The organism is Brevibacterium sp. SIMBA_078 (assembly GCF_046534565.1).
In the GTDB taxonomy this organism is placed as follows: Bacteria; Actinomycetota; Actinomycetes; order Actinomycetales; family Brevibacteriaceae; genus Brevibacterium.
Window position 1 is genome coordinate 1 of the sequence record NZ_JAWRYQ010000061.1, and the last position, 367, is coordinate 367.

Genomic DNA, 367 nt, shown 5'->3' on the forward strand with positions numbered 1-367 from the left:
GTTTTTAGCTCGTGCTTTGATTGCTTGTCCTGAAGATCTGCGAGGATATAGAACATGGAATGATCCAAAGCGTAGAAGTCATAGCTCAGACGACAACCCTTACTTAATGGAATATTGGTCACGCTGTCAAGTTTTGCTTGCTACTTTGCCCGCCGATGGGCCAACCAACATCGCAGACAAATCTGAACGCATCAAAATACAATGGTCAGATGTCACAGCTCAACAGACTTTTGATGACCATATGCAAGCAATAGAAGATCGTCAGAAGCTAGGTGGTATATTTGCGACATTAAAAGCGTATGCATCACGCATGGCAGAAAATGCGAGCCGTATAGCTTCATTGATCGCATTTTTTGAAGAACGTAAG

At 43.1% G+C, this 367-nt stretch carries 1 protein-coding gene; it reads left to right on the forward strand.

Going from position 1 to position 367, the window contains the following annotated elements; genetic code table 11:
- A partial coding sequence (locus SB749_RS18865; protein WP_410711648.1) for a DUF3987 domain-containing protein occupies nt 1-367 on the forward strand: 367 nt, incomplete at both ends.